Here is a 25723-nt window from a genome sequence, read left to right as displayed (position 1 = left end):
ATTAGTGTACCTCCTTCCGTTTCAGGATAGAAAAGAGCGTGTTAATAATTAAAATAAAGACGAATAATACAACGCCCGTTGCAATTAACGCTTCTCTGTGTAAATCTGTTGCATAACCCATTTCCATAACAATATTGGCCGTTAATGTACGGATACCCTGAAAAATGCCCTTTGGCATTCTTGCCTGATTACCGGCAACCATGATGACCGCCATTGTTTCACCGATTGCACGGCCAATTCCTAAAACAATTCCTGCCATGATACCGGATTTTGCAGCCGGTACAACGGTTAAAAATACGGCTCTTTCATGCGTTGCCCCAAGTGCCAGCGCCCCCTGGTAATACCGTTCTGGCACGGCGCGGATTGCGGATTCTGCAATGCCGATAATCGTCGGTAAAATCATGATGCCAAGTAAGACGGATGCCGTAAAAATGCTCTGACCGTTCCCGCCAAACGTGTCTTTAAACAGCGTTCTGACCGCCGGTACAATCACACATAAACCAAAAAATCCATATACGACCGAAGGGATTCCTGCCAGCAGGTCAATTCCCGGTTTGATAATTTTATAAAGTCCTGCCGGACAGAATTTTGCAAGATAAACTGCTGTTAAAAGTCCAATCGGAACACCGACAATAATCGCTCCGGCTGTTACATAAATACTGCCGAGAATCATCGGAAAGATTCCGTAAATATCATTTCCCGGTTTCCATCGTTTTCCAAGCAGGAAATCAAACACACCGATTTCTTTCATTGCCGGCAGTCCGTTTGCAAACAGGAATATGCAGATCAATGCAACTGCCAGAATCGACACGCATGCACATAGTAAAAATACATATTCCATTACTTTCTCTTTTACTTTCATTTTACAAATGCTCCCTTCTTACGCACAAACACGCCGCCACACTAAGATTTCCGTCCATTCTTTCACATTTTCTTAGTGCGGCAGCTTTTAAAAAGGATTGGTTATAGGTCGTTAAGTTTTAATTACTTTACATTGTTCCAGTCTGTTGTTTCACCTGTAAAGATTGCCTTTACCTGTTCAGATGTGATGTTTGAAGCGCTGTTTTTGTTGTTTACAATAACTGCAATACCATCCAGTGCGATTACCTGATTGGTAAGACCGGCACTCTTTTCGCTGTCCTTTAATTCTCTTGAAGCCATACCGATGTCACATGTACCGTCAATTGCTGCTGTCATACCGGTTGTTGAATCGCTTTCCTGAAGTTCAATCTTAGCGCCTGTGTTGACCTTCTGATATGCTTCTAACAGTTTTTCCATAACTGGTGTTACAGAAGAAGAACCTGCAACAACAATCTTTCCTGATGCGCCGTTGCTTGTAAACGCGCCGCTGTTGCCCTGTGAAATGTAACCGTTTGATTCTACAATCTTCTGTCCGTCTTCACTTAAAATGTAGTTGATGAAATCCTGTGTTACTTCTGATACTGTTCCCTTTGTTGCGATGTTAAACGGTCTTGAAATCTTGTATGTACCGCTCTTTACATTGGCTGCTGTTGCTTCTGCACCGTCAACCTTTAATGCCTTAATGCTTGAATTTAATGCACCAAGTGATGTATAACCGATTGCTGCTTCATCACCTGCAACAGTTGTCATCATGACTTCTGTGCTGTTTGTGATTGTTGCATCATCTGTTGTGTTATCTACTTTCTTACCGCTTGCATCTTTTTCTTCGATACCAAACAGTTCGATAAATGCACCTCTTGTACCGGAACCGTCTTCTCTTGATACAACTGTGATTGTCTGGCTCTTTGATGAAGAACCGGCACTGCCTGTTTTCGAATCATTTGATGCTGAGCCTGAACTTCCGCATGCAACCATTGTACCCATGCACATTACGCTCATTGCTACTGCCGCAAATCTTTTCCAATTTTTCATTCTCATGTTTTTTCCTCTTTCTTTATTAAAAAATAATGTTTTGGAAGGATTTCTCTTTCCTTTCGACATTGTTATCATACCTTAACCGATGTAAAATTCACTATCACGTTTTCCTTAAATCTATGTAAAGTCTTCGTAAATTTTAAGCGTATATGTAAAGGAAAAGCACTTTGCGTAAACTATGTAAAATCTACGTAAAGTGCTTTGTTAAATTCCTGTTTTACTGTGTAATTTTTACTTTCCGACGCTCTGCTAAAAGCACGGCTGTCACCAGTGCCACAAACGGAACTGTAAGGATAACACCTAAGCTTCCTGCAATTCCCTGCATAATTTCGATGCCGATATTATAAGAATTTATCAGCTGGATCAGCGGCAGGTTGTAGGCATAATCTATAACCAGTGTGCTTAACGAACCGCCGACAAATGCCAGTATCAACGTATTGGACATTGTTCCCATCATATCACGCCCCACGTGTAGTCCGCTTTTAAACAACTCTGTCCATGTCAGGTTTCCTGTTTTGGCATCAATTTCACAGATTGCCGATGAAACCGACATTGCCACGTCCATAACTGCACCAAGTGAAGCGATTAAAATACCTGCAAATAACAGACCGCCAATCTGGATTTTTGTATTCTGACCGACATAAACAAGCGTTTCAATATTGCTCACATTATAGCCGTCAATATCTGCTGATAATCCAAAAAGGCTTGCTGCAATGCCTGCCGTTACTACGCCTGCCGTTGTACCAATAACCGAAGCTGCACTTTTTACCGATACACCTCCTATCAGATACATTGTTACAATCGTTGTAATCACACACACAAACACCGCTGACCAGAACGGAGAACAGCCACGGTAAATCATCGGCATGAACAGATAGACAATGGATAAAAAAGTAAACACCAGCCCGATAACTGATTTCACACCGTTTTTTCCACCAATCACACAGATGGCAAGTAAAAATATTCCGATAAAAACCGCCGTCTGCAGGATTCTGTCTTTAGAATAAACGGATACGCTTGTTGTATCACCGGACACACTGATATTGACAATCACCTGATCCCCCGCTGCACAGACTGCACCGAAAAGATTGCCCTCAGAACTGGTTGCATCATAGATGTTTCCTTTTTGCTGTCCGGTCAGAAGTTTTACTTTTAAATACTGATACCCTGCACGCTGTCCGTCCTCTGTCAAGTTATCCCTGACAACCTCCGTCACCACTGCTTTCTGATAGGAATACCCTTTCATGGAAACCATTTCTGTCTTTTCCACGCTGTTTAAAACCCTTACCAGCATAATATACCCTGCCAGACACACTACTATGATTACCGCACGCAAGAGAATGCGTTTCTGTTTACTTTGATTCATCTTATTTTCCATCCTGTTCCTTTATAACGTCAGTTTTTCGCACTAATTCTCATTCTTTCTTTTTTTCTCAGTTACGGCAATATAGCCAAGACCTGCCAGTGAAGCCGCACCCAGTGAGAACCACAGCACTGTTGGAAAAGCGTTATCTCCGGTCTGTACATTGGACTTTGCTGTTGTTGCAGTGCCGGTCTGAGTTGTGCTGTTTCCTGAAGTTTGTCCGTTACCGGAAGTTCCGGCATTATCGTCTGCTGTACCGGCATTTCCGGCATTATTACCATCAGATGTACTGTCACCGGAAGATATATTGTTATCAGTATCGTTTCCGTTTTCACCGTTATCCACGGCTTTTAATGCACTTACAGCTTCCTGAAGGGATGTCACCGCACTTGCCACGTCTGTTGTTGTACTTTCTGCATTCTCATAAATTGCCTTTGCTGCATCAATTGTATCAGAAAGCTTCTGTACAGATTCTTCTGTATAAGTGCCTGCTGCCTTTACTTCTCCCAGCTTTACCTCTGCTGATTCAATTTCTTTCTTCAAATCTTCTTTTTCAACTGATTTTACAATTGTATATGATGTCTTTATATTTCCGTCCGCCACTAATTCTGTATTGGTTGCTGCATCATAGGTCTTAACGGTCAGTGTTGTTTCTGTAAAATCAATCACTGAATAGGTTGGGCGCCAGCTCTGGCTTCTTGCAGCAATGTAATTTTGCTGTGTGCCGATTAACTGATAATACTTACTGCCTGTTGCTGAATTAGCTTCAAAATATACCGTTCCTTCCGGATTAACGACATTATTTTTATTTTCAATATTTGTTAAAATGTTGTAGCAGGCATTATCACCTAAATATGCACTGAAATCATCTGTATTCGTCTTAGGAGCAGACTGATAAGAAGAATGTGTCTGTCCGTCTGATGACAACTGATACGTTCTTGAATAAGTATGGTCATGACCCTGTAAAACTGCATCGAAATCGTATTTGTCAATAATCGGTGTCAGCTGTGTACGAAGTACAATGCCGTCAGAATCTGAATGGTCATATCCGGAACCATAAATATCCTGGTGGAACATTAATACTCTCCATGTTGCATCCGGATTGGCTTCTACCGCCTCTTTAATTACATTTTCATGGGTTGCGCAGTTATAGTTGTTTGTATCAATGGAAACAAATAATGTATTACCATAAGTAAAATAATAATCTGTACCGGCATCTGTCTTTCCTTCTGTTGTTGCTACCGATGTTGCCGTATTCGGATTATTAAAATGATTACTGTAATTGACTGATTTTGAGTCGTGGTTTCCGATTGTTGTTGCTACCGGCATACTACGAAGCAGCGGACTTGATAAAAATCCTGCGTATTCAATCTGCTGTTCTAACTTATCTGCATCTTTTGATACCGACGTCTGGTTAATCTGGTCACCGGCTGAAAGAATGATGCTGACATTACTGTGTGCAGATAATGCACTACTTAATGTATGATTCCAGTTATATGCATCATTCATTGCATGATATTCCTTAGAATTATCATCTTGTCCTACAGAAGCTCCAATCTGCGGATCTCCGACATACATGACTGAGAAATTTTCTGTAGATTTTGTTTCAAATGTATAAGTATCTGACCATGCTCCGTCAAGATAATACTGATACTGATATGATGTGTTTTCTGCAAGTCCGGATACTGTAACTTTATTCGGAATCAATGTAATAACATTATCATTTTCCGTTATGGTTTCCTTATTGGCCAAATTCTGCTGTCCCTGTACTTCCTGAATCACCCTGCCCTGTGAATCCATCAATTTAATCTTTGGTATTTCTTCTGTCACACAATACCATGCAAAATTCATCTTTGTAGCATTTTCACCCGGTGTCAATGCAATCTGCTCATAGTTATTGCGGATTGTTTTCCACTTTTCCTGCCATGCAGCCCATTCGGCGCTATCTGCATAAACATTAGAATAAGCCGTCTTTTCTGCTGTTTCACTTCCATCTTCTACATAACAGGCATCTTTTACTGCTGTACCTGTCGTCTTACTGCTTGAAGCATCGTTCCATGCGGCTCTCATTGAACTTCTCGCATAGGTTTCTACAGAACCCATTCCAATTCCTGCAACCATTGATGCTGCAAGTACTGCTGATACCAGTTTTCTTGTTTTTCTCATCTTTTCTTTTCCTCCAATTATGCGTTGCTGTAATAATGAATTACATTCTTTACTTTACTATTGGAAAGTAAAAAACAAATAATTGTCCTGTAAATGCCTTGTAAATCTTTCTGAAATGTTGGAAAAATAAAAAGACATAATCTCTATGAAATACAACGATGTATCTATACTTTCAGATACATTTTCATTTCTCACAAAGATTATGTCTTTTAAAATATTTTTAATATAATTGTTTTACAACATCAAACATTTCATTTTCTGATGTTATCTTAAAATCAGAATGACAAGAATACCCAGTATAATGCGGTACCAGCCAAATATCTTAAAGTCATGCTTTTTAATATAGCCCATCAGGAATTTGATAACAAATACCGATACGATAAACGCTACTACTGTTCCCACAAGAAGAATCAGTGCTTCACCGCCAGTCATTGCAATACCTGCAAGTATATACTTGGCTGCCTTTAAAAGACTTGCACCAAACATAACCGGCACAGCAAGGAAAAATGTAAATTCTGCCGCTGTCGCTCTGGATACGCCAATCATTAACGCACCGACAATCGTTGCACCGGAACGGGATGTACCCGGAAAAACAGCCGCTGCCAGCTGGAATAATCCGATAATAACAGCTTCTTTATATGTAATGGCATCAATACTTGTCGTTGTCGGTCTTTTCTTTCCCCTGACCGTTTCTACAATGATAAAAATAACACCTACTACAATCAGTGCAACTGCAACCGGAATCGGATGATAAAACAGTTCATCAATCAAATCATCAAATAAGATGCCGACAATCGCTGCCGGAATACAGGCTACGATAATTTTAAGCCACATATCCAGTGCGCCACGTTTCCAGCACACTTTTTTCTTTGTCTGGAAACGGGAACCCGTTTCATTCTTACTGCGGTGTACCTTCACCGTTTTTGTAGTAAACGGCCAAAGCTTATTCCAGAACAGCAGCACAACTGCCAGAATCGCACCAAACTGGATTACAACCTCAAACAGTTTCCAAAAATCCTCTGATACATTCAGCTTGACAAACTGATTGAACAAAATCATATGCCCGGTACTGCTGATTGGAAGCCACTCTGTAATACCTTCGACAATACCAAAAAGTACTGCCTTTAATAACTCTAATATTTCCATAAAATTCTCCGTATCTTTACCTTTCTTCTTTATTTTATGCCCGCTTACGCACCTGTAGCACAAACAAACATATTATATAATACTTTACGGCAAAAATACAGCAAAATTTGTCCGCATCTGTTTAAATTCAAACCATTTCTAAACAGTTCTTAAACATTTTTTGATGCTGCTAAGTACGCCTCATTGGAAAAATATGCCTGTGATGAAATCACTTCACTTTCCTCCTGCGGTTTTTCCCTGCGGTAATAATTGCCGTCACGGCAGAGTTCCCTGCCCTTTACCGTATCGTGCAACATAATGCCGAACATCGTACGCACACGGTCTTTAATTGCCGTATCATAAATTGGTGTGGCAACTTCAACACGCTTTACCGTATTTCTCGTCATAAAATCAGCGGAAGAAATAAACATCTTATCCCGCTCCGGCGTACCGAAAATATAGATTCTGGAATGTTCCAGATACCGTCCCACAATACTGATAACCCTGATATTTTCTGTGTATCCTTCAATACCCGGAATCAGACAGCAGATACCTCTTACAACCAGATCAATTTTTACTCCATGCTGAGAGGCTTCAACCATCTTATCAATAATCGTCTTATCCGTAAGCGAATTCATTTTCACACCAATATATGCCGGTTCATTGTTATCTGCGTGGCATATTTCTTCTTCAATAAAATCAAGTACCTTATTCTGAAGACACTTCGGCGCAACTAAAAGATGATGGGTTTCTTCCATAACCTGTGCCATACACAGTCTGTTAAATACCTGTGCTGCTTCCTCTGCAATATCCTGATTGGCTGTCATCAGGGATAAATCCGTATACAGCTTGGCAGTCTGTTCATTATAATTGCCCGTTCCAATCTGTGTAATGTGCTTGACTTCTGTTCCGTCACAATACGTAATCAGGCACAGCTTGGAATGAACCTTAATGTGGTCAATACCGTAAATAATCCGACAGCCTGCGTCCTCTAACCGACGCGACCACTCAATGTTATTCTCCTCATCAAACCGCGCTCTTAATTCCACCAGTACAACAACTTCTTTTCCGTTTTCCGCAGCATTAATCAGTGCTTCTACAATCTGTGAGTTTTTCGCAACACGGTAGAGCGTCATCTTAATAGACACGACCTTTTCATTTTCCCCTGCTTCATTTAACAGGCGGATAAACGGCTGCATACTCTCAAACGGATAACTAAGCAGAATATCCCCCGCTTCAATCTGCTCCATCATCGAAAGTGAACTGCGTACATAGCGGGAATTCTGCGGCACTCTGCGCACGTAAAACAAATCCTTTTTGCCATGCAGCTTATCGCGTATCTGTGAAATAAAGGACATGGAAAGCGGTGCTTCCGAATAATAAATCTGGTCTTTATTCAGCTTTAACTCCTTGCAGAGTGTCACGATGACCTTTTCATCTAACAGGCGTGAATACTCCATTTTAACCGGACACAGCTTTCGTCTTTCCCTGATCATTTTTTCCATGGTGTTGCGGTAATCCAAATCTTCATCATAAAACGCATCATCAACATCAATATCTGCATTCCGGATAATACGGATTAAAGATTTACTTTTTATCGTATATTTTGAAAAAATCTGTGGCATAAAATGCAGAATTAATTCTTCTACGAGCATATATTTATTTTTATCTGAAGGTATCGGTATCAAGCGCTTAAAAACCTCGCTGCTGCATGGTACAATTCCGAGTTTTTCATTATTTTTAGACTTTAACAATGCAACCGCGTAGATTTCCTTATTCCGCAGGAATGGAAACGGCTGCTTTTTTCCGACAATCTGCGGAGAAAGTAACGGCATAATCGAATGTTTAAAATAATTTTCAAGATAAACAGCATCTGCAAATTCAATGTCATTAAAACTGATTAACTCTATACCGTATTCACCGATTTCTGACATCAGATTCAGATACGCCCGGTCTTTTTTACGAAGCAGTTCGCCTACCGATGTGAAAATCTCCGACAGCTGTTCCTTTGCTGTCATCTGTGTCTTATTATCTCTTGCATCTGCCGAAAAAATCATCTGGTCAGTCAGTGTTCCCACTCGCACCATGAAGAATTCGTCCAGATTACTCTGAAAAATCGATACAAATGATAACCGCTCACAAAGCGGCACTTCTTTATCAATCGCCTCATCTAACACCCGTTCATTAAATTTCAGCCACGAAAGCTCCCTGTTATAATAATATGGTTTATGGGTATGCAACCCTTTTGCTTTATCCATCATCTTCTTCTCCCATCCGTAATCATATTTACACTTCTAACCCCTTATATACCACACGGTTCATCTCCGAAACTGAGTCCTGCAAACTTTGCCTGTCTGATAATATCTGAATCCATGTCAACCAGCTTTGTCTTTCCTGCCACTTCGCTGATCGGAATAATATCTATCTTATTCTCTTTTACACACGTCATATAACCATATTTTTTCTGCAAAATGAGTTCTGCGGTCTTCGCTCCCAGCCTTGTCGCAAGAACCCTGTCATAGGCACACGGCTGTCCGCCCCGCTGCACATGCCCCGGAACGGTCACACGAACCTCCAAACCTGTCTTTTGAAGGATCTCTGCTCCGATTCGATATGCAGCCGAAGGATAATTCTCCTTCTTTCTTTTTGCTTTTAATTCAGATTTTGAAAGTGCTGCTTCCTCTTTGGAAATCGCACCTTCCGCCGCTGCAATAATCGTAAAATGTTTTCCTGCCTTTGTTCTTTTACGAATAGCCTCTGCAACAACCTCTAAATCATATGGTATTTCCGGAATCAGTAAAATATCGGCTCCTCCTGCCATACCTGCATAAAGGGTCAGCCAGCCTGTTTTATGTCCCATCAGTTCTACAATAAATACTCTGCTGTGGGATGCCGCAGTAGAATGTATGCAGTCGATTGTATTTGCCGCAATATCTACCGCAGACTGAAATCCGAAGCTGACGTCTGTCCCATACAAATCATTATCAATAGTTTTAGGCATTGTCAGTATATTTAATCCCTTTTTTGACAATAAATCTGCTGTCTTATGAGAACCGTTTCCACCCAGCACTACAAGGCAGTCCAGTGAAAGCTTTTTGTAGGTTTCAATCATACATGCTACTTTATCCCTTCCGTCTTCATCCGGCTCATGAATCCGCTTAAACGGCATACGGGACGTTCCAAGAATCGTACCGCCTTTATTTAATATTCCGGAAAACTCTCCCGGCTTCATTACATGATACTGTTCGCGTACCAGTCCTCGGTATCCGTCTTCAAAGCCATAAATTTCGACCTCGCTGCACTGTTCGTAAAGACTTTTTGCCACACCCCGCATTGCTGCATTTAACGCCTGACAATCTCCGCCACTGGTTAACATTCCTACTCTAAGCATATGGAAACCTCCTCTTTTTCTGATTCTGTTCTATGATATAAAATGTATGTAAAATCCACTATCTTATTAGTGTGAAATCTGTGTAAAATATTATTTTTTGCTTTTTGCAATCACACCGCTCTTCCCGTTACTCTTACCATCATTGTGGTAGATTCCATGGAAAATGTCAAGCGGTATGAACACATATTTTTGCAATAATTCCAGTTCTAATCCTGTGTCTGACTGCTGTTTAAATTTGTGAATGTAGTTTTGTGGATATTCATGAAATTCTTTGATACTTGTTTCAAAAAATACTATCGTATAGACGGATTTTATATTCTTGTAATTGAAGGCTTTTTTCTTTTCGCCTTTGACCAGCTTTCTGTATTATCAGGATTATGATGCGTTGGAGGAAGCAGAACGGAATGTATACCGAAAAGGAATATACTTTATCAGTGCAAGTGTATCTTTATCCTTGCCATCCCAGTTAATCATATTTTCAATGCCACCATTAACCTGAGCCACCGAATTGAATTCACCTTTAGACATTCCTTTTTCCTTCATGTCAATGAACTGATACTTAATACCTCGTTCTTTGAAAAATCGTTCCGCTTTTTTGTATCATTACATTTCTTGGTTCCAAATATCTGTATGTTCATTAAAATCACCTTTTACCATAAATTGTAACATAATATTCCTTTGCAATTTTTCCGATTTACAAAGGTAATTCTATATGGCATTCAAGAACATCGCTATCTTTTGAATCCCATTTAACATCTAGTTTTCTAAACAGCCTTATACTTGGCTCATTTTCTGCATCTATTAAAATATCAAGTCTGCTATATCCATACACTTCATGCACCCAACTACACCATTCTTTCAGTAGTTTAAAACCATACCCCTGATTCTGATACTTCTTTACTACTACAATGGCAATCTCCGGATATTTGCATCTTCCATATTGCAAACTGACTCTTCCTAAAAACTCCCCATCTTGAAGGAAAATCGAATAATGAATATCCTCGCCCTCGAATAAAGTCTCCCAGAAGCATTTCATCGCAATCTTTGGCTGATGTTTATATATTCGACCAATAAGATATTCAGCTTCGCACACTTTCCTAAAATTATCATAATCTCTATCGTCGGTTTTCCTTATATAGAAATTTTCAGAACGATACTCTATATTCTTCTCATTCAATCAAAAAACCTCTCTTTCCACAGAGCATTAATGTTTATCTCATGCTGCTTACATAAAACACCGGAATGCCAATTCCATAAACGATATTGAATGGTCCCCATTCATAAACAGCCAAAATATGTCCTGATATGTAATTTTGTTCATAATATATGTCCTTACATTTCGATTATCCTTCCGCAAGTTTCATATAATGTTTGTATAGTACCGAAAAACGATTGGCTTTTTGACTTCCACGGTTTTTGCTTTCCACAAAAATGGAGAAATACAGTATTTTGCATAACCCAGCATTACCTTAAAAGGCTCTATATAGTTTTTATCAAAAGTTACGAGCAAATCTAATTTTTCATTCCTCATAAGTACCTTCTATTATGCAATATGTTTTTTATTATAATGTAGACGCTTTGCTGCATCCTCTTTTACAAGTTCGACGGCAACAGCAGCCAACGGAATGAAGAAAATAATACCAATAATTCCAAATAATTTGCCACCAATCATAGCAGCGATTAACGTATACAATGGTGGTAAACCTACAGAACTTCCTACCACTCTCGGATAAATAAACTGGTTCTCCACAAATTGCGTCATACTATAAACAATAAGGCACCTTATTACTAACGATGGGGTCACCAGCAACGTAAGGAAAATACTTACCGCACTGGAAATAAATGCACCAACATAAGGAATAATGGCACATACTGCTGTCAGCAATCCAACTAAACTTCCATACGGCAATTTAAAAATTGAAAATGTTATACACATAAGGAAACCTAGTATGACTGTCTCTGTGCACTGTCCAGTCAGAAAATTGCCAAAGATTCTGCGAAATGTCCTGCAAACATGTAATATCCATTCAGCCCATGACGGTTTCAAATATGCTGTAATTAACTTCGTTGCATGCCGTCCCACTCTTTTGCCATCCAGTGAAATATAGACAGCTATAATAAATGCAAAACTGGCAGTTATAAGTCCTTTCACAGTAGAGGATAAAACACTCGCAACATTCGTTAACATGGAATCAATCTGTGTTGAAAAGTTTTGTAATATCTGTTCCATATTGATATCTGCTGTTAATTCCTCCAGCCATGCCGCATTGATATTATGACTATTCATATATGTAATCCACTGCGGAATACTTGCTTCTATCTGATCATACAAGCTCTTAATTTAAGCAGTCTGTTTTCAATTCCTTTCATAGGTACATGAATAAATAGCGCCAAAATCCCGCCTACAATCACAGGCATTACAATACTGACCACTTTACCCATGTAGGACAGCACCGTTCCCAGATTCATCAATGCCACCAGATATGTACAAATAAAGTTACATATATCATACAGGTTGTAAGTTTTCCATGCCAATTCGCACCATGTACCACACCCGTCTTCTTAATAGAATACAATTCCATAATTCCAAGTAAAAATTCCTTAATAAGAAGACCAAACAGCAAAATTGCAAGTCTTGGAAAATCTATCAAAAGACAAATCAAGGTAACCCCCTGTGTCAGCTTATCAATATTTATTACGTTTTTATAAAAAATAGCCGCCAAGAAGAAAATTTCCCCTTAACGACTATATAAACTACGATTCAATCTTGTTCATCGCTTTCCTAAACTGGAAATAAAACAAAATTGCAGTAAAGGTTACTGCTATGAAATCTGCTACCGGCTCTGCAAGGTAAACACCCATGGTTTTGTCTGAAACCATATGTGGCATAATATAAATCAATGGTAACAGCAGAATAAATTTTCTTGTAACTGCCACAATGATAGAACTTGTCGCATTGCCAAGAGCTGTAAAGGTCATCTGGCATGCAATCTGAATACCAAATAAAAACATGACTGCCATATAGATACGCAGAGCTTTTGATGCGAACTCGATCATCGCTGTCTCCGGAGTAAAAATGCTCACAAAGAATTGTGGCATAAGCATTACAGCCAGCCAAAGTGTGACAGAATAAATCAGGCTTACTGTTAATAAAACACGAAAAGTCTTTTTTACACGTTCCGTATTGTTTGCTCCATAATTATAACTTGTAATTGGCTGCGCTCCCTGTGCAATTCCCTGTAAAGGAAGCATTGCAAACTGCATGACACTGGTAAGAATCGTCATTGCACCTACCGCAATATCTCCGCCATATTTCAGCAGGGAAGAATTAAAGCATACGGATATAACGCTTTCACTCGCCTGCATAATAAATGCTGCAGTTCCAAGCGCAATGCACGGGAACACAACTTTGGGCTTTATATTCAAATTCTTACGTTTCAGTCTAAGTATTGATTTCTTACTGCACAAAAATGCCACAACGACGATACATGAAACTGCCTGCGAAATAACAGTTGCCAAAGCAGCACCACGAACACCCATATTTAATCCAAAAATCATAATCGGATCAAGCACAATGTTTAGAATTGCTCCGATAGCAACGGATACCATGGATATCTTTGTAAACCCTTCAGCAGTTACAAATGCATTCATGCCCAAGGTCAACTGCACAAATAACGTTCCAAAAGCATAAATATTCAAATATGAAGCAGCATACGAAATGGTGTTCTCACTGGCTCCAAAAGCTAACAGCAAATTTTCTCCAAACAGTAAAAGTACCACTGTCAGAACGATTGAAACAATTACCTGTAAAAGAAAACATCCACCAAGCGTTTGCTCTGCACTGTCCATATCTCCTTTTCCCATCGAAATAGAAGCACGTGGCGCACCTCCTGAACTTACAAGTCCTGCAAATGCCGACACAATCATAATAATAGGCATGGTCACACCGACACCCGTCAGAGCAAGACTGCCTGCATCCGATATATGCCCGATAAAGATCCTATCAACAATGTTATACAACATATTGATCAACTGTGCTATCACCGTAGGAATTGCCAACTTAAAAAGCAGTTTTCCAACGGGCTGCGTACCTAAAAAATCCTTGTTATTTTCCACGATAAACCTCTCCTAACTGTTCGTATATTCCTTGATATTTCTGTTTACCTGCTCTGTAAACTGTTGCAGCTTTTCCATTTCTTTCTTTGAAAATCCTGCAAATACTATTTCACAAAATTTGTTCTGTGCCGCACGCCCGGCTGCAATAATATCTGTTGCTTTGCCAGCAACACTTAAGTGAATGGTTCTGTGATTCCCTCCCTTATGTTCCCCTAAAATCAATCCTCTTTCCTGTAAAGAGCGAATTGAAACAGATACATGGGATTTAGCAAGATGACGATATCTAACAATTTGAGTAGCTGTATCATACTGGGGATTATTTGCTAAAAACATAAGAACTGTAAACTCCATATAAGTCAATTCGTATTTTTCACAAACAGGAGATACCATATTTTCATACAATTCTTCTACATCAACACAATGTGCAAAATAATTTTTCACAAATGCACCTTCTTTCATTTTGAACTGTTCGTTTTTGAACTTTAATAATATACACCGCTTTTTTTATCCTGTCAAGATGCTATTAATCTTCTAATAAATCTAGCTCAATATAGATATTCTTTTAATCACTTACACATCTATCAAAAAATAATTGCTCCAATACATTAAAATTTTGAGGGTTCTTGTAACTGTAATGAAGCCCAAAAACAAAATCAGCAAAAGAGTAGGGCATAAAATCATATAATAACTTTGAACCCCGTTTGAAATGTTCCATAACAACAACGGGTTAGCGAGGTGCTTTATGAACAAATACGCTCCTAATCCTATTATTAAGAGAAACCCACCATATTGAATGACAAATAATAGAAACTACCTATCATGGAGGTGCATTTGCAAAATAAAACTGCTTGTGAAAGCAGCCTAGTAATGGTATTATTTTCATAGGCAGTGATTCTTTCTTTTGTGTTATGTTTTGTGTGGTAACTTAACAATAACTATTTTTAAGAAAAGAAGCAACTGCCTTTTTTAGAAAAAGTAGAAAAACTGCGCCACAGCCTTGGCAGGCCATCGCGCAGCGATTTTGTTCAACTGGAAGTTTTCTCTTTTTATAATAACATGATTTTTTCTTCAATTTGCTTAATTACTTCTTTAAAGACTTCATCACTCTGTCCTGTTGGATCTGGTAATCCCCAGTTATCATCAAAATATCTGCCAATATACGGACATCCCACATCACATCCCATTGAAATAGCAATATCAGGTGTCGGAATTTTATCATAAGTTTTACTAAACTGTTTTTCTTCCATATCAATCCCGTATAACTTTTTCATCAGTCTGACCGCATCCTGGTTTATCTGTGGTTTAGTCTCTGTTCCACAGGAATAGCATTCAAAATCATTGCCTCTCAAATGATTGCCTAATGCCTCAGCTATCTGGCTTCTACATGAATTATGAACACAAACAAAAGCAATTTTCTTCTTTTCCATTATCCTCTGACCTCTTTGAGAATCTTAATAACCTCTTCTTTCTTTAATACTTTGCCAAAGGAAACAATCTTTCCGTCAATAACCAAAGCTGGTGTTGTCATTACTCCATAAGAGGCAATTTCTCCCCATTCTTTAATATGTTCAATGGTTGTATCCATACCTAATTCAGTTAGCGCTTCTACCGTTGCAGCTTCAAGCTGATTACATTTTGCACAACCACCACCAAGAATCTTTACCCCCATACTGTTTTTCTTTTCTTCTGCCTTTTCCATTGTCTCAGGCGTGCAGGTTCCACCACAGCAGCATGATGATTTTGTTTCGTCTTTCTTCTTACCTAATCCAAATAATGCCATAATCATTCTCCTTTTATATCATAAAATATTGTAATGTGTTAAATACATAACCAACAACTATAATTCCGATTGCACAGATAGCAATAAAAATTCCAAGAAGTTTTGGTTTAACTGCTTTTCTTAGCATAATCAGAGATGGAAGGCTCAATGTGGTTACCGCCATCATAAAAGATAAAATAGTTCCAAGCTGGGCACCTTTTGCAAGCAAAGCCTCTGCAATCGGTATTGTCCCAAAAATGTCAGCATACATGGGAATTCCGATTAAGGTTGCTAATATTACGCCAAAAGGATTATTACTTCCAAGAATACTTTCTACCCAAACTTCCGGAATCCAGTTATGAATCAATGCACCAATACCTACACCTACCACAATATAAGGAAATACTTTTCTGAATGTAGATACTACCTGGTCTTTCGCATATTCCAATCTTTCCTTTTGTGTTAATGTTGGAGAATCAATATCCACTGCACTTGCATTTCTTACAAATGCCTCCACATAATTTTCTAAGTGCATTTTTTCAATAAGGGTACCACCAGCTACTGCAATCACAAGTCCGAATATAACATATACCACTGCAACCTTTGTTCCAAAAATACTCATCAAAAGAATCAAACTGCCAAGATCAACCATAGGAGATGAAATCAAAAAGGAAAAGGTTACTCCTAACGGAAGTCCTGCACTTGTAAATCCTATAAACAAAGGAATAGATGAGCAGGAACAAAACGGTGTGACCGTTCCAAGCAAAGCTGCTATGCAGTGTGCAGAGATACCTTTAAATCTTCCCATGATCTTCTTACTTCTTTCCGGAGGAAAGTAGCTTTGGATATAGGAAATCATGTAGATTAAGAAGCAGAGCAGCACTGTAATTTTCAGAACATCATAAATAAAAAATTGAATGCTGCCACCCACTCTGGTATTTATATCTAATCCCATCATGGTAAGTGCATTTCCTATCAGTTCATTAAGCCACTTCATTCCCAATATCTGATTCTGAATAAACTCCCAAATCATGAATTACAACAGCCCCCTTTACCATCAGTGCAGGATAACCCTTCAATAAACTGTTTATATTCCTTCAATGTTTCACAGTTTAAAGAATAATGACTCCATTTTCCTTCCTTACGTGCATTTACCAAACCACACTCTGTTAATATTCTCATATGATGAGAAAGAGTTGGCTGGGTAATTTTAAAAGCTTCTAAAAGTTTACAGCCGCATTTTTCGCCCTCCGATAACATTTGTACAATTTGAAGTCTATTGCTATCTCCAAGAGCTTTACAAATAAGTGCAACATCCATAGTATTCATTTCAGTCACCTCGCATAGATATTTATCTATATGTCATTATATACAATACATAGATGATTGTCAATGTGATTTGAAAAAGAATATGAATCACCTGACTCATATTCTTTTTCATCTTATTTATATACTCTTATTTATCGTGAAAATTTAAATTTGTTGAATTAAGAAAATCGGAATTGACCGAGTTCTTTGAGCGAGGGATACTTCTTGTCCGAAGGGTAAGAAGGTGGGCGTGAAAAGAATTAGAACCTTTTTTTCTTCTTCTTTTTCATCTTTATTTAATGTTGTGTAACCCATTGTTCTTTCCTCTTGTTTAATCGTATTTTGAATGTATACACAGTATCAGTATGCATTCCAATTTTTACCTTTTTGCCCATTATATATGAAAAAAACAATATCATTCTCTGCTGTCAAAACAGCAAAAAAGAACCGGTACAGGATTTCACTCCCATACCGGTTCTTTCATAAAATATATCATCGTAAATCACTTTTTAAAATCACCTTCCGGCAACGCATTTTCCGATAACTGCCATTACAACAAACACAACAATATCCGCCGCCACAATCGTTGAGCCGACCGGCGTTGAAAACAGTATGGATGCCAGAATACCGAATAACGCACACAGCACCGAAATCACAGCAGAACAGATGACTACACCTTTGAAATTTTTAATCACCTGCATGGCAGACAGCGCCGGAAATATCACCAGTGCCGAAATCAGCAGGGAACCGACAAGGTTCATTGCAAGCACGATAATCACTGCCGTTACCACGGCAATCAGCAGGTTGTAGCGTTCTGCCTTCATGCCGGTTGCCGTTGCAAAATTTTCATCAAATGTAACGGCAAATATCTTATTATAAAAGAAAACATATATAAATATCACCACGACCGAAGCCGCTACACACAGCCATACCTCGGCTGTCGTCAGTGTCAGAATGGACGTTGAACCAAACAGCGTTCCGCACACATCCCCGTTAATATTCGTTGATGTCGAAAACAGATTCAGCAAAAGGTAGCCGACAGCCAGCGAACCGACGGAAAGCATGGCGATTGCCGCATCTCCGTGGATTTTGGTATTCTGACCGGTGCGCAGTAATAGAATCGCCGCCACAACCGTCACCGGCATGACAAGCAGGGTGTCATTGGTCAGGTTCAAAACCGCCGCCACCGCCATTGCGCCGAATGCGACATGCGAAAGTCCGTCACCGATATACGAAAATCTTTTTAAAACCAGCGTTACGCCGAGCAGTGAGGAGCACAGCGCAATCAGCACACCTACAATCAACGCATAACGCACAAACGGAAAACGCATATAAAATGCCAGTGTTGTTATCATATCACTCATTGTCTTTCTCCTCCGTTCCTTCCAATAATTTCCACGCGTCACTTTCCAGATAGTCTTTGCTTGAGCCGAAATAGAGCTGTTTTTTACCTATCTGTAAAATGTGGCTCGCATATTTTAACGCCGCCTGAATATCATGCGATACCATAATAATCGTAACACCGCTCTTGTTAAGCTGTTCAATGAGCTGATACATTTCAGCTGTTACTTTCGGGTCCAGTCCTGCCACCGGTTCGTCTAAAAGAAGCAGCTTGGTTGTGGCACACAGCGCCCTTGCAAGCAGGACTCTCTGCTGCTGCCCGCCGGAAAGCTCCCGGTAACAGCGGTTTCTTAAATTCCAGATACCCATTTTTTCCATATTCTGCCGCGCTTCATTTTTCTGCTGTCTGCTGTAAAACGGCTTCCAGCCGCTTTTATTTAACGTTCCCGTCAGCACAATCTCCATAACCGATGCTGGAAAATCCTTCTGCACTGCCGTCTGCTGTGGCAAATAGCCGACTTCATAGGCTGACAGTCCGTCCCCCGTTTCGATTGTTCCCGAAATGGGCTGTATCAGACGTAACAGTGTCTTCATCAGCGTACTTTTTCCAGCACCGTTTTCACCGATAATGCAAAGGTAGTCCCCTTTGTTTACCGTAAAATGTATATGCTCTGTCACTGCTTTTCCTTCATAGCCCAGTGCCAGATCTTCACATGTTATATAAGCCATAACTGCTCCTTTCCAGTGTGTATCTGCCGTCATAAATTCTCAATACACAGATTTTTTATCATCAATTTAATGCCGCCTTTAAGACCTCAAGATTTTTCTCCATTGCTGAAAGATACGTGTATCCGTCCGCTATCTGCTTTTTCGTGACAGACTGCATGGAATCCAGTGTCAGGATTTCGGCATTTTTATTTTTTGTATTTTCAATAACAGTCTTTGCCACCTGTTCTCCCGAATTTTCAATCACCAGCACTTTGGACAGTCCCAGTTCGTCGATTTTTCCGGATAAAAAAACGACCGTTTTAAAGCTTGCGGAGGTTTCCGAACTGCACCCCGCAAATGCCGCATAGTAATTGATTCCGTAATCGTCAACCAGATAGCGGAACGGGAAGCGGTCACCAAACAGTACGGTGTCATGCTTTGCGCTCTGTACAGCCTGCGCATACTGTGTATCCAGTTCATTTAACCGGCTCTGATAAGCGCTTGCGTTTTCCCGGATTGCCTGTGCGTGTTTGGTATCTTTCCCGGCAAGAACATTTGTTAATTCTTCCACAATCTTTTCTGCATTTTTTACGGAAAGCCAGATGTGTTCATCATATTCGATTTCATCTTCGTGATGATGTTCTTCACCGTGGTCATGACTGCCGTCATGTGCCTCGTCATGGTCATCGTCTTCCTGTGCATGGCTGTGGGTGTGTCCGTGGCTGTCCCCCTGCATACCCTCTGCCAGTTCTTCCTCTTTTACGGAATCGCCTAAATAGTCCATGAGATTTACAACGGTCATATCGGGATTTACCGCTTCTTTTAATGCCGATGTCACCCAGTTTTCAGATGTTCCTCCAGTGTACACCAGCACGTCACAGGAAGCCACTGCCGCAATATCCGCCGTGGACGGCTGGTAGCTGTGCATATCCACACCGTTGTCCGTCAGCAGTTTAATCTCGAATTCGTCACCGTTCTCTCCTAAAATCTGCCGCACCCAGTCGTACTGCGGAAATGTCGTGCATACCACTTTGATTTTATCCGAAGTCACAAAAGACGAAGGCAGTTTCCCACAGCCCGCCATTGCCGCGATAGACGTTATGCACAGCAGAAACGCACATATAACAGCGCTTTTTTCTTTTATTTTATTCATGATTCTTTTCATGACTGCCGCTCTCCATTTCCTTACATTCCCTGCACATTCCGTACAGCACAGAACTGCTGCACTCCAGGGCAAATCCGTGATGTTCCTCAAGATGTGCCCGGATATCTTTCATAAATCCACATTCCAGATGAATCACCCGTCCACAGCGCACGCACTGTAAATGCAGATGTTCGTGACATTCCGGGTGTCCGTCCGTATACTGGTAAACCGCATGTTCATCTTTTGCGGTCTTATATTTTAACAAAATGCCTTCGTCCGTCATCTTGTCGAGATTCCGGTAAATCGTTGCCAGATTGACCTGCTTGCCGTTCTCCTCTAAATAATGGTGAATATCCGCCGCACTGACAATCTGCTCTTTGTGTGCCGTAAAAAACTCCATAATATAGCTTCTGCTTTTGGTTTTATAACCGTTCTGCATGATTTTTCCTCGATTCTTTTTTGTGCTATCCTCCATTCCACAGGCATTTTAATGCCTGCGGCACAATACTGCCAACAACAAGTGAAGCTTGCTGTTACCAATTTGCAAATCATTTGCATTTTGGAATTGTAGCACATTCATTTCGTACTGTCAACAGATTTGCAAAACATTTGCAAATTCATTTTCCGGCAATAAAATATCCGGGATTTACAAAAACACGGACGCTTTCCTCGTCATTTTTTGTAAATCCCGGATTTTAAATTGTATTTTTACTCTTAACCTTTCACACCGCCAAGTGTAACGCCCCGTACAATAAATTTTGACAGGCACAGATAAACGATGATAACCGGTAAGATGGCACAGCCAAGCATCATATAGACCTTGCCCATATCAAACTTTAAGAAGTCGGCACTTCTTAACTGCGCAATCAAAATCGGAAGTGTCTTTTTACTGTCTTTGTTTAACAGCAGGGATGGAATAAAGTAATTATTCCATGATGACACGAATGTAAATATCGCCTGCACGGCAATTGCCGGTTTCATCAGCGGCAGTACAATCTGGTTAAAGATTCTGAATTCATGCGCTCCGTCAATCCGGGCTGCTTCAACCAGCTCCATCGGAAGCACGCTGTCCATATACTGCTTAATAAAGAAGAATACAACCGGTGATGCAATGGACGGTATAATCAGCGGAATAAATGAATTCATCAACCGCATGTTGCTCATCTGGTTAATAAAACCAAGTGCAGATACCTGTGTCGGCACCATCATGATGACCATAATAAAGGTAAATGCTGCTTTCTTAAACCTGAAATCATATGCGTGGATTGCATATGCCGTCAGTGCCGAAAAATATACGGAAAGCACTGCCGAACCGGAAGCTACCAGAAGGCTGTTGCACATTCCCTTTAAGACCGGAAGCTGTTTATCCTTCAACAGATTCGTCAGATTGACAAAAAATGACTTTCCCGGAATTAAAGAGAATCCTTTTTGTATATCCGGGTGGGACCTTGTCGTATTAATCAGCAGTACGTAAAAAGAAAACAGGCACAGTATAGAAATGATAATTAATACGATATAGCACAAAGTTCTCTGTATATTCAAGATGATTTTATCCTTTTTATCGGATTTCTTTTTGCTGACAGCGCTCATAATCTATACCCCCTTTGCCTTTTTAACTTTCTTTTCCCCTACGTTTACCATATCTTTGGTAACATACTTAAATACCGCAACACTCAGTATCGCCGTAATGATAAACAAAATCACGGATAACGCACCTGCCATGCCATAGTTCTTACTATATAAATGCTTATTCAGATACATAATAACCGTCATGCTCGTTCTGTCCGGATTACCGTTACCGTTTGTTAAAATCTGCGGAACATCAAACATCTGAATACCACCAATCAGCGACGTTACAAGGGTGTATGCCATAATCGGACGGATAATCGGAAGTGTAATGCGTCTGAAGATCTGAATAGAATTCGCCCCGTCAATTCTTGCAGCTTCAAGAATACTGGTATCAATTCCCATAATACCTGCCATTAAAACAATGGTCGTATTACCAAACCACATGAGGAAATTCATCAGTGCAATCAGACCTCTCGCGCCTGCAACTTCCGAAAGAAACCGGTATGTAGGAAGTCCCATGGAATTCAGCAGGTTATTAATCGGGCCTACATCTGAAAATATGGTGTAAAACAGCATTGAAAATGCAGATGCCATAATCAGGTTCGGCATATAAATAACGGTCTTAAAGAATCCCGTACATTTCAATCTCAATCGCAAATCCGTAAACCAGGATGCAAGCAGCAGTGAGAAAAACATCTGCGGAATAAAGCCCATCATCCAGATAATAAACGTATTTTTCAAATAAATCGGCAATTCGCTGTTAAATAGTATTTCTTTATAATTCTGTAATCCTACAAACTTTGGTCCTATCTGCATAAGACCCACTCTGTAATTTTCAAAAAAGCTGTTATAGAAAGTGGAAATCAGCGGAAGCAGCTGAAAAATAAAATATACCAGAAAGAACGGTATCAAAAATATATATCCCCACTTTGCATAACTTACACATTTTGATCTTCTTTTTCTTTTCATGCCGCCCTCCATTTCCGGTAAACAAATGCACGCCCTGAAACCCGTTTCTTGAAACCAGCTTTATTCTGATAACAATTCAATGATTTCAAGGCGTGCCTGTCACCTTATACTGTCATGTTATTAATGTGTCAGATTCGGGTATTTCTCTGTTGCGGCCTTGTAGAAATTATCAAGTGCCTTGTCTTTTGTAACATTTCCGTCGAAGTAATCCTTCATTGCCTTCTGGAATTCTTCATTTAATCCCTGGTCATATGCTGAAATATTCTTCATATTAATCTTCGGTGCAGCTTCTGCAAAGAGTTTAATATGGTTCTGTCCGCCAAGGAAGTCTGACTTGAAATTGCTGTTTGCAAGTTCATTCATGCCAGAAATGGTATTGGTGTAATCCTGTGTATCTTTTGTAATCTGGACTTCTGTATCCTTATCGCAGGTCATTGTCTGCATAATTTCTTTAATCAGGTTCGGATTATCGGTTCCGGCTGCTGCACAAATCCATGTACCGCCCCAGTAGTAACTCTGTGGTCCCTGGCATACGGCATAATCCCCGTAAATACCATTGCCGACTTCTTCCTTACCGCCTTCTTTTACAGGTGTTTCCAATGCATTGCCAAGAAGTGTAAAGTTAATACCCCATGTTGAATAAAAGAATCCAAATACATTTCCTTTCGGACCCTGGTCAGCCTGCCATACATTGTCCCACAGTGAAGACTTGTTGTTGTAGCCTTTTTCTGTAAAGGTCTTTGTCTGGTCAACCCATTTCATAATGTTGTCATCAATGACAATCTTATTATTGGAATCAACCCACGGTGCAGATACGTTGTTTGAGAATACTCTGTAGGCATCGTCATATCCGGAAAGCATCTTATAACCTTTTTCAGATGCCTTTTCAGCTACGGCATTAAACTTATCCCATGAAGAAAGCTGTGCCTGTACTGCATCCGGATCATCCGTGCCGAGAACATCTTTTGCAATGGAACGTCTGTATGCGAACAATCCCGGTGTTGCCTGCCATGTTGTACCTTTCTGTACGCCCTTTGAATCTGTTACGATATCTTTGGTGTACTGATACTGGTCAGCCAGTGCATCCTTTGAAAGTCCGATGTCATTGACAACGTCCAGTGTGTAATCACTGTCAACATATTTCAACGCATAATCGGCTTCAATCAGGAAAATATCAATCTTTTCATCTGCCGGTACGTCATTCTGTTTTAAAAGTGCTGCATCCAGTGCATTCTGGTATGCGTTGTTTTCATTCGGTGTAACCACGAAATTTACTTTTACATCTGACGGAAGCTTTCCGGACTTTTTAAAATATTCAAATCTGTCCTGAAATTCTGTATTCCAGCAGTAGATATTCAATACTTTTCCCTGTGCTGCCTCACTTGTATCAACCTTTGAAGCGGCCTGTTTTCCTCCCGAACCGCATCCTGCAAGTGTTGTCACTGCCATCATTCCCGCAAGCATTAAACTTGTAAATTTACCCTTCTTCATAATAATACCTCCTCAAAAACCCCTTTAGCTGATATCTCTGACAGTTTCACCCTCTATCAGAGTTCCTTCAACTATAACTCTTTTTACCAGTGTCGTCTTCGGACGTTCAATCGCCGCTATCAGTTCTTTGGCTGCCTTCTTTCCGATCTCCATCGTATCCTGCCGCAGTGTGGTAAGTTTCGGGCTTAACATCTGCGATAATTTAATACCGTCATATCCTACCGTCGAAATATCCCTCGGCACTTTTAAACCCCTTTTGCGGACTGCATTGAGTCCTCCGGTATTCGACAGGTCATCCGGATAAAATATGCAGGTCGGTGCATCTTTCATATCCAGCAGTTCATCTGTGAACTGTTCTGCTTTGACTGAATTCAGATACTCTGATGATTTCACGTATTCATCCGGTACCTCAATCCCCAATTCCTCAAGTGTCCTGTAAAATGATGTTAATCTCTGCTTTGTTACCTCCGAATCATCCTCTCCATGTATATAAGCAATCCTGCGATGTCCCATCTCATATACATACCGGACTAAATCTCTCATCCCCTTTACATTATCCGAGCTTACCGAAGTGCAGCTGTTAAATACGTAGTCAATCGTTACCGTGGGAATCGTTCCGTTGACAACTTCCTTCACTTCCTCACACTCAAAATCCGTACATGCAATAACAACTCCATCGAGATTACGATATTTACAATGTTCATAATAAGTCATTGTCTTGCTGTGCGTATTAATAAATGTAATATCGTATCCGCAGCTTTCTGCCTCGACTTTGACACCTTGAAGCACCGCTGAAAAATATTCATGCGTCAGACCGCTGTTTGCTTTGTCATTTAAAAGAACGCCAATATTATAGGAACGGTGTGTCTTTAATGCCCTCGCCGCCGAGTTCGGATAATATCCCATCTCATCTGCCGCTTTCTGAATCCGCTTTCTGGTTTCCTCGCTGATGTCACTATGATGGTTCAGCGCTTTACTGACCGTTGCAACAGATACTTTACATCTGTCTGCAATATCTCTCATAGATACCATAGTCACTTACCTCGTTTGTCTGAGCCGTTAATAGTTACTTAATCGTTTTCGTAAATTCAATATAGCATGTTATTATTTTAAATGCAACTCTTTTTTGACATTTTATAAAATTAGTGCATTTTGTATATACACTTTTGTGCATTTTGACTATTTTTCTGTTTTTCTCATTTCAACATTGCATTTTTCTTTTTATTAAAATATACTCAGCTTAGAGATAAATATGATTATTTTCTATCTGTTTTTCTGCATATACTAGTGTATAAGCCCGGCAGACTTTTTATTTTCCGGCATTTCTTAATCGTTTTCGTTAAATGGCACGTATTTTTTCCGCCATAAAGTACCTGT

General features: G+C 39.9%; 25 protein-coding genes and 1 pseudogene. All 26 read right to left on the bottom strand.

All coding sequences use genetic code 11. From position 1 onward, the window contains the following. Position 1: 1 nt before the first annotated feature. Positions 2-862 carry a phosphate ABC transporter permease subunit PstC gene (gene pstC / locus WMO37_RS06315; RefSeq protein WP_022431496.1) on the bottom strand — a complete coding sequence of 287 codons (861 nt, stop codon included), beginning with the start codon at positions 860-862 and terminating at the stop codon, positions 2-4. 122 nt (positions 863-984) lie between these two features. Beyond that, positions 985-1893: a substrate-binding domain-containing protein gene (locus tag WMO37_RS06310; protein ID WP_349154639.1), complete on the bottom strand. Its 909-nt coding sequence runs from the start codon at positions 1891-1893 to the stop codon at positions 985-987. A 220-nt stretch (positions 1894-2113) separates the two neighbouring features. After that, positions 2114-3262 (bottom strand): YibE/F family protein, encoded by a 1149-nt coding sequence (locus tag WMO37_RS06305; RefSeq protein ID WP_227090242.1) that lies wholly within the window; start codon positions 3260-3262, stop codon positions 2114-2116. Between the two features lie 42 nt (positions 3263-3304). Then, a complete protein-coding gene (locus WMO37_RS06300) occupies positions 3305-5425 on the bottom strand; it encodes a purple acid phosphatase family protein (protein WP_349154592.1) in 2121 nt (706 codons plus the stop codon). Between the two features lie 264 nt (positions 5426-5689). Then, on the bottom strand, positions 5690-6571 hold the full coding sequence (locus WMO37_RS06295; RefSeq protein ID WP_227090241.1) for an undecaprenyl-diphosphate phosphatase: 882 nt from the start codon (positions 6569-6571) through the stop codon (positions 5690-5692). Between the two features lie 149 nt (positions 6572-6720). After that, complete coding sequence (gene ppk1, locus WMO37_RS06290; protein ID WP_349154591.1) at positions 6721-8811, bottom strand: polyphosphate kinase 1; 2091 nt, start codon at positions 8809-8811, stop codon at positions 6721-6723. A gap of 41 nt (positions 8812-8852) precedes the next feature. Next, entirely contained in the window at positions 8853-9941 is a 1089-nt protein-coding gene (locus tag WMO37_RS06285) for a 6-phosphofructokinase (protein WP_349154590.1), read from the bottom strand. A 420-nt stretch (positions 9942-10361) separates the two neighbouring features. Beyond that, positions 10362-10579: pseudogene (locus WMO37_RS06280) on the bottom strand (arsenate reductase family protein); the annotation flags it as partial. Positions 10580-10635: 56 nt separating this feature from the next. Then, complete coding sequence (locus tag WMO37_RS06275; protein ID WP_022431504.1) at positions 10636-11118, bottom strand: GNAT family N-acetyltransferase; 483 nt, start codon at positions 11116-11118, stop codon at positions 10636-10638. Positions 11119-11484: 366 nt separating this feature from the next. After that, positions 11485-12228 (bottom strand): AI-2E family transporter, encoded by a 744-nt coding sequence (locus tag WMO37_RS06270; protein WP_496111645.1) that lies wholly within the window; start codon positions 12226-12228, stop codon positions 11485-11487. 29 nt (positions 12229-12257) lie between these two features. Further along, positions 12258-12476 (bottom strand): hypothetical protein, encoded by a 219-nt coding sequence (locus tag WMO37_RS06265; protein ID WP_227090237.1) that lies wholly within the window; start codon positions 12474-12476, stop codon positions 12258-12260. A 219-nt stretch (positions 12477-12695) separates the two neighbouring features. Continuing rightward, a complete protein-coding gene (locus WMO37_RS06260) occupies positions 12696-14057 on the bottom strand; it encodes an MATE family efflux transporter (protein WP_022431509.1) in 1362 nt (453 codons plus the stop codon). Positions 14058-14069: 12 nt separating this feature from the next. Next, positions 14070-14516, bottom strand: coding sequence for a MarR family winged helix-turn-helix transcriptional regulator (locus WMO37_RS06255; RefSeq protein ID WP_227090236.1), 447 nt, complete (start codon positions 14514-14516; stop codon positions 14070-14072). Between the two features lie 587 nt (positions 14517-15103). After that, positions 15104-15484, bottom strand: a complete 381-nt coding sequence (locus WMO37_RS06250; RefSeq protein WP_022431511.1) for an arsenate reductase ArsC — start codon at positions 15482-15484, stop codon at positions 15104-15106. After that, the gene (locus WMO37_RS06245) at positions 15484-15837 is read right to left on the bottom strand and encodes a thioredoxin family protein (protein WP_022431512.1); all 354 of its coding nucleotides are present in this window, start codon (positions 15835-15837) and stop codon (positions 15484-15486) included. The genes WMO37_RS06250 and WMO37_RS06245 overlap by 1 nt, the downstream gene beginning before the upstream one ends. A 13-nt stretch (positions 15838-15850) precedes the next feature. Continuing rightward, positions 15851-16849 (bottom strand): permease, encoded by a 999-nt coding sequence (locus WMO37_RS06240; protein ID WP_022431513.1) that lies wholly within the window; start codon positions 16847-16849, stop codon positions 15851-15853. Next, the gene (locus tag WMO37_RS06235; protein ID WP_022431514.1) at positions 16846-17145 is read right to left on the bottom strand and encodes an ArsR/SmtB family transcription factor; all 300 of its coding nucleotides are present in this window, start codon (positions 17143-17145) and stop codon (positions 16846-16848) included. Before WMO37_RS06235 ends, WMO37_RS06240 begins: the two co-directional genes overlap by 4 nt. 144 nt (positions 17146-17289) lie before the next feature. After that, the gene (locus WMO37_RS06230; RefSeq protein WP_227090235.1) at positions 17290-17439 is read right to left on the bottom strand and encodes a hypothetical protein; all 150 of its coding nucleotides are present in this window, start codon (positions 17437-17439) and stop codon (positions 17290-17292) included. Positions 17440-17639: 200 nt separating this feature from the next. Next, positions 17640-18479 carry a metal ABC transporter permease gene (locus tag WMO37_RS06225; protein ID WP_436970269.1) on the bottom strand — a complete coding sequence of 280 codons (840 nt, stop codon included), beginning with the start codon at positions 18477-18479 and terminating at the stop codon, positions 17640-17642. A 1-nt stretch (position 18480) separates the two neighbouring features. Continuing rightward, on the bottom strand, positions 18481-19194 hold the full coding sequence (locus tag WMO37_RS06220; protein ID WP_022431516.1) for a metal ABC transporter ATP-binding protein: 714 nt from the start codon (positions 19192-19194) through the stop codon (positions 18481-18483). A 61-nt stretch (positions 19195-19255) separates the two neighbouring features. Then, positions 19256-20338 (bottom strand): metal ABC transporter substrate-binding protein, encoded by a 1083-nt coding sequence (locus WMO37_RS06215; protein WP_349154588.1) that lies wholly within the window; start codon positions 20336-20338, stop codon positions 19256-19258. Beyond that, a complete protein-coding gene (locus tag WMO37_RS06210) occupies positions 20319-20756 on the bottom strand; it encodes a Fur family transcriptional regulator (RefSeq protein ID WP_227090231.1) in 438 nt (145 codons plus the stop codon). Before WMO37_RS06210 ends, WMO37_RS06215 begins: the two co-directional genes overlap by 20 nt. Before the next feature lie 275 nt (positions 20757-21031). Next, positions 21032-21907 carry a carbohydrate ABC transporter permease gene (locus tag WMO37_RS06205; protein WP_227090230.1) on the bottom strand — a complete coding sequence of 292 codons (876 nt, stop codon included), beginning with the start codon at positions 21905-21907 and terminating at the stop codon, positions 21032-21034. A gap of 3 nt (positions 21908-21910) precedes the next feature. Then, positions 21911-22855 (bottom strand): carbohydrate ABC transporter permease, encoded by a 945-nt coding sequence (locus WMO37_RS06200; protein ID WP_227090229.1) that lies wholly within the window; start codon positions 22853-22855, stop codon positions 21911-21913. A gap of 120 nt (positions 22856-22975) precedes the next feature. Next, positions 22976-24346 (bottom strand): ABC transporter substrate-binding protein, encoded by a 1371-nt coding sequence (locus tag WMO37_RS06195; RefSeq protein WP_227090228.1) that lies wholly within the window; start codon positions 24344-24346, stop codon positions 22976-22978. Between the two features lie 24 nt (positions 24347-24370). Then, positions 24371-25378: a LacI family DNA-binding transcriptional regulator gene (locus tag WMO37_RS06190; RefSeq protein ID WP_022431522.1), complete on the bottom strand. Its 1008-nt coding sequence runs from the start codon at positions 25376-25378 to the stop codon at positions 24371-24373. Between the last annotated feature and the right edge of the window lie 345 nt (positions 25379-25723).

It is taken from the genome of Lachnospira intestinalis (assembly GCF_040095895.1).
GTDB lineage: Bacteria > Bacillota > Clostridia > Lachnospirales > Lachnospiraceae > Lachnospira > Lachnospira intestinalis.
This window is presented reverse-complemented; position numbering and strand designations above follow the sequence as displayed.

Coding starts and splice junctions, on each gene's coding strand:
- WMO37_RS06230 (WP_227090235.1), bottom strand. CDS start 17,439: ATGGGTTACACAACATTAAATAAAGATGAAAAAGAAGAAGAAAAAAAG.
- WMO37_RS06305 (WP_227090242.1), bottom strand. CDS start 3,262: ATGAATCAAAGTAAACAGAAACGCATTCTCTTGCGTGCGGTAATCATA.
- WMO37_RS06200 (WP_227090229.1), bottom strand. CDS start 22,855: ATGAAAAGAAAAAGAAGATCAAAATGTGTAAGTTATGCAAAGTGGGGA.
- WMO37_RS06240 (WP_022431513.1), bottom strand. CDS start 16,849: ATGATTTGGGAGTTTATTCAGAATCAGATATTGGGAATGAAGTGGCTT.
- WMO37_RS06235 (WP_022431514.1), bottom strand. CDS start 17,145: ATGAATACTATGGATGTTGCACTTATTTGTAAAGCTCTTGGAGATAGC.
- WMO37_RS06300 (WP_349154592.1), bottom strand. CDS start 5,425: ATGAGAAAAACAAGAAAACTGGTATCAGCAGTACTTGCAGCATCAATG.
- pstC (WP_022431496.1), bottom strand. CDS start 862: ATGAAAGTAAAAGAGAAAGTAATGGAATATGTATTTTTACTATGTGCA.
- WMO37_RS06270 (WP_496111645.1), bottom strand. CDS start 12,228: ATGAATAGTCATAATATCAATGCGGCATGGCTGGAGGAATTAACAGCA.
- WMO37_RS06285 (WP_349154590.1), bottom strand. CDS start 9,941: ATGCTTAGAGTAGGAATGTTAACCAGTGGCGGAGATTGTCAGGCGTTA.
- WMO37_RS06225 (WP_436970269.1), bottom strand. CDS start 18,479: ATGATAACAACACTGGCATTTTATATGCGTTTTCCGTTTGTGCGTTAT.
- WMO37_RS06205 (WP_227090230.1), bottom strand. CDS start 21,907: ATGAGCGCTGTCAGCAAAAAGAAATCCGATAAAAAGGATAAAATCATC.
- WMO37_RS06255 (WP_227090236.1), bottom strand. CDS start 14,516: ATGAAAGAAGGTGCATTTGTGAAAAATTATTTTGCACATTGTGTTGAT.
- WMO37_RS06210 (WP_227090231.1), bottom strand. CDS start 20,756: ATGCAGAACGGTTATAAAACCAAAAGCAGAAGCTATATTATGGAGTTT.
- ppk1 (WP_349154591.1), bottom strand. CDS start 8,811: ATGATGGATAAAGCAAAAGGGTTGCATACCCATAAACCATATTATTAT.
- WMO37_RS06190 (WP_022431522.1), bottom strand. CDS start 25,378: ATGGTATCTATGAGAGATATTGCAGACAGATGTAAAGTATCTGTTGCA.
- WMO37_RS06195 (WP_227090228.1), bottom strand. CDS start 24,346: ATGAAGAAGGGTAAATTTACAAGTTTAATGCTTGCGGGAATGATGGCA.
- WMO37_RS06295 (WP_227090241.1), bottom strand. CDS start 6,571: ATGGAAATATTAGAGTTATTAAAGGCAGTACTTTTTGGTATTGTCGAA.
- WMO37_RS06220 (WP_022431516.1), bottom strand. CDS start 19,194: ATGGCTTATATAACATGTGAAGATCTGGCACTGGGCTATGAAGGAAAA.
- WMO37_RS06250 (WP_022431511.1), bottom strand. CDS start 15,484: ATGGAAAAGAAGAAAATTGCTTTTGTTTGTGTTCATAATTCATGTAGA.
- WMO37_RS06215 (WP_349154588.1), bottom strand. CDS start 20,338: ATGAAAAGAATCATGAATAAAATAAAAGAAAAAAGCGCTGTTATATGT.
- WMO37_RS06310 (WP_349154639.1), bottom strand. CDS start 1,893: ATGAAAAATTGGAAAAGATTTGCGGCAGTAGCAATGAGCGTAATGTGC.
- WMO37_RS06245 (WP_022431512.1), bottom strand. CDS start 15,837: ATGGCATTATTTGGATTAGGTAAGAAGAAAGACGAAACAAAATCATCA.